Origin of the sequence: Burkholderia sp. E168m23 (genome assembly GCF_016586125.1) — a bacterium.
In the GTDB taxonomy this organism is placed as follows: domain Bacteria; phylum Pseudomonadota; class Gammaproteobacteria; order Burkholderiales; family Burkholderiaceae; genus Burkholderia; species Burkholderia orbicola.
In genome coordinates, this window is sequence record NZ_BCPP01000867.1 from 1 (window position 1) to 3,071 (window position 3,071).

At 69.4% G+C, this 3,071-nt stretch carries 3 protein-coding genes and 1 pseudogene; 1 reads left to right on the plus strand and 3 read right to left on the minus strand.

From position 1 onward, the window contains the following. Positions 1-220 precede the first annotated feature (220 nt). Positions 221-1,696 carry an HD domain-containing phosphohydrolase gene (locus JMF90_RS31030; RefSeq protein ID WP_054928661.1) on the plus strand — a complete coding sequence of 492 codons (1,476 nt, stop codon included), beginning with the start codon at positions 221-223 and terminating at the stop codon, positions 1,694-1,696. Positions 1,697-1,814: 118 nt separating this feature from the next. Here the strand turns inward: JMF90_RS31030 and JMF90_RS31035 are convergent, their stop codons facing one another. From JMF90_RS31035 to JMF90_RS31045, 3 genes and pseudogenes are all read right to left on the minus strand, one after another. Beyond that, the gene (locus tag JMF90_RS31035; protein WP_041489555.1) at positions 1,815-2,114 is read right to left on the minus strand and encodes a hypothetical protein; all 300 of its coding nucleotides are present in this window, start codon (positions 2,112-2,114) and stop codon (positions 1,815-1,817) included. 146 nt (positions 2,115-2,260) lie between these two features. Further along, positions 2,261-2,569, minus strand: coding sequence for an EthD family reductase (locus tag JMF90_RS31040; RefSeq protein ID WP_011549849.1), 309 nt, complete (start codon positions 2,567-2,569; stop codon positions 2,261-2,263). Between the two features lie 70 nt (positions 2,570-2,639). Next, positions 2,640-3,071 (minus strand): annotated as a pseudogene (locus JMF90_RS31045) (MFS transporter); the annotation flags it as partial.

Consider the following 3,071-nt stretch of genomic DNA (forward strand, 5'->3'; position numbering starts at 1 on the left):
CCCGGATCTCCAGTGCGCCGAGTATCGCAATCGCCCGGCCTTGCCGCTATCGGTCAGATGTCCGATGGCGACGTCCTCCGGTTGCCTGCACCGAGGCGGGGGGACTTCGCGCCGGGCCGGCCGCGGCGAACCCCGAGCCCCGATGCTCATGCTCATGCACGCCGCGACGCCGTCGCGTATGATCGTTTTCCCATCCTTGCAAACGTCCCGGCCCCGCCCGATGTCCGACGCCCAAGCCCGTCACGCCCCGCTGCGCATATTCGACGCCGTACGCGCGCTGGCCTTCATCGGCGACCTCAGCATGGGCCAGCCGACCGACCATTCGCCGCGCACCGGCTGGCTGGCGGCGCAGCTCGCCCATGCGGCACGATTCGACGCATCGGTGTGCGACACGGCGCGCGAAGTGGCGCTGTTGCGCTGGTCGGGCTGCACGGCGAACGCGGCGGGTTTCGCGCAGGTATTCGGCGACGACGTCGCGATCCGCGCCGCGATGCTCGAGGGCCGGCCCGGCATCGCCGAAGCGATCGGCGGGGCGGGCGTCGCGCTGATCCCGCTCGCACAGATCCATTGCGAAGTCTCGGGCGAGGTGGCGCGAATACTCGGTCTGTCCAGCGCGACGGAAACCGCGCTGCGGCATATCTTCGAAACCTGGGACGGTAACGGGCTGCCCGCCCGGCTCGTGCACGAACAGGTGCCGCCCGCCGTGTCGATCGTCGCGCTCGCGGGCGACCTCGACGTGTTCAGCCGCACGTACGGCATCGAACGGGCCGTCGAACTGATCGGGCAACGCGCGGGGTCACGCTACCCGGCCATGCTCGTCGAGACGGCTGCGCGTGAGGCGCCGCGCTGGCTGGCGGCGCTCGAGCACATGGCGCCCGCCGACCTGGACGCCGCATTGGCCACACCGGACATGCAGGGCGCGACGTCCGCGGAATTGATTGCGGACGTCATCGATCTGAAACTGCCGTGGATGACGGGTTTTTCGCGTTCGGTCGCCGCGACGGCGGCCGCGTGTTACGGCCGTCTCTCGCCGGACGAGGCGGCGCGCGAACGCGTGTACCGCGCCGGACTGATTCATGGCATCGGTCGGGCCGCGGTGCCGAACGACGTGTGGAATCTGCCGACGCGGCTGCCTGCCAGCGCCTGGGAAAAGGTGCGGCTCGTGCCGTACTGGACCGAGCGCGCCGGCCGGCAGACCGGCGCGCTCGGCGAAGCCGCGGTGCTCGCGTCGTATGCCTATGAACGGCTGGACGGCTCGGGTTATTTTCGCGGCGCGCGCGAGGCGGCGTTGACGCTGGAGGCGCGCGTGCTGGCGGCGTCGCTGGCGTGGGTCGCGTTGCGCTCGGCGCGTCCGTGGCGCGCGGCGCTGAGCGATGCCGCGGCCGCTGGCCAGTTGCAGGAAGAAGCGGCGTGCGGCCGGCTGTGCGGCGAAGCGGTGGCCGCGCTCGTGACGGGTGGCGCGCCCTTGCTTCGGCGCACCGCCACGCGCCCGTCGCCCGCTGGCCCGCGCCTGTCCGCACGGGAAGTCGACGTCCTGCGGGCGATCTCCCGCGGCGCGAGCAACAAACAAGTCGCGCAGGCGCTCGCGATGAGTCCGAGCACGGTGCGAACCCATGTCGAGAAGGCGTTCCGCAAGCTCGAATGTTCGACGCGTGCCGCGGCGACCCTCAAGGCGTCGGCGCTGGGGTTGCTGTGACGCGCTCCGCGCTGCGGATTCGCCTTCGTGCGCGGAAGGACGGCCCGGCCTGCGCGGCCTTTGACACTCCGTCCGTGCAGTGGTTTGTCCCGCTTGTCGGAAATGGCGGTCGTGCCGTTCAAGACGGCCAGTCGCTCACCCGTTTCCGGCGATCCGGGGCCGTTGCGTCGGTGTCGGCCCAGCCGTACCCCAACGTCGCGATCGCGAAGTAGACGGCGCCGACGGCTTCGCAGGAAAGCAGCGCGCCGGCCAGCGCCGTTCGCGCCCCATCCGGGATCGTTCGCGACGGCGTGCCGGCGTGCTTGCCGCGACGCACCGCGATGCCGATCCGAAATAGTCCCGACAGGATAGCGAGCACGCCGAACGCGCGGGGCAGGCCGCTCGCCAGTTCGACGATGAACAGCTGACGTACCGACATTGCAGTCATCCTCCCGGTTCGGGTAGTCGCGTGACGTTGCCTATCCTGACACCCGATCGCTCGCGGCGCCATCGGACAAGTGACCGATGGCGCTCGCCGGAACCGATGCGTGGCGGCGCGCGATCGCCGTTACCGCGTGACCGCCGCTACGACATGCGCGAGAACATATCCGCGATGTGCCGATCGGGTTCGATATCGGTGAACGCATCGATATCGGCCATGACGTGAGCCGTCTCCGCGGACGCGAGCGCGGCGTCCAATGTCGTGCTGTCCTTGAAGCGGCACATCGCCACGACGATCAGTTCGCTATCCTCACGTGCCGGGAAGAAAGCGTCGACGTATTCGAGTCCGTACGGTTTCCAGGATTTTTCCACCAGCGGAATGTGCTGCTCGACGTAGTAACGGGAATCGAACCGCGTGCCCGCGGCTCGGCGATAGGAAACGACGAAAAACATGAATGACCTCCAGGTCGGACTGCTACGGCGGCGAATGTCGATACGGGAGACGACTGGCGATGACGGGCGATCACGGCCGTTTGCGCGCCGGGCCGAAGGTCGGCCGGGCAGCGGCCGGCAGCGAGGGGGGCGCGGCGGGTGCACGAGCGAGCGAGAGGCCCAGCGCGGCGCCGATGGCGAGGAACGACGAGATCGACAGGAGTGCGACGATGAACGCATGCGCGATGGCCGCCGGGTCCTGGCGCGTGCCGAGCACCGTATAGAAAATTCCGCCGATGATCGCCACGCTGAGCGACGTGCTGACCTGCAGCGTCGAGCTGACGATGCCGGCGATCATGCCGGACAGCGCCGGTGCGACGCGCCCCGTCACCATGCGCATCAGGGTCGGCAGCGCGAGGCCTTGTCCGAAACCGATGACGAAGAGAACGACGGTGAGCGGCACGGCAGTGAGCGGCATCCCGACCGGCGTGACGTCGATCAACCACGCGAGGCCGACGAGCCC